The organism is Collinsella sp. LCP21S3_A9, from assembly GCF_052118785.1.
Lineage (GTDB): Bacteria > Actinomycetota > Coriobacteriia > Coriobacteriales > Coriobacteriaceae > Collinsella.
This window is the reverse complement of record NZ_JBQKGN010000073.1, coordinates 1-363: the sequence shown is the minus strand read 5'-3', so window position 1 is coordinate 363 and position 363 is coordinate 1. Positions and strand designations below refer to the sequence as shown.

The 363-nt window shown below is 62.5% G+C and carries 1 pseudogene; it reads right to left on the bottom strand.

Annotated features, from left to right (window positions below):
• Positions 1–166: 166 nt before the first annotated feature.
• Positions 167–363: pseudogene (locus ACTQ05_RS09615) on the bottom strand (IS30 family transposase); the annotation flags it as partial.

Sequence of the window (363 nt, the reverse complement as noted above, 5' to 3'; positions counted from 1 at the left end):
AGACGTTCAGCTCTCCCATTACGTTTCGCTCCATATCCCGCTCCTCCCGGGTCGGATACCCGATCGGAGCATAGTTCCGTTAGCGCAGTTGGTGAAAGTGCGTTAGCGGGGCCGGCGAAAGCGCGTTAGCGCATTCGGCGAGATGCGTTTGCGAAAGTGGTCAATTTTAGATTAGCGCTAACATCGCGAAGCCGAGCGCGCCGCGGGGCTCGGAGTTCACGTGCGACATGGCCAGCGCCAGGTCGGCCGGGACGAGCCGGTCGAACCTGATTCCGGCGCCCTTGGGCAGCAGCTTCCTGATCTCGACGTGGTTGCGCTCGCAGGCGCCCTTCTGGTCGCTGCGCCTGGGGTCGCAGTAGAACA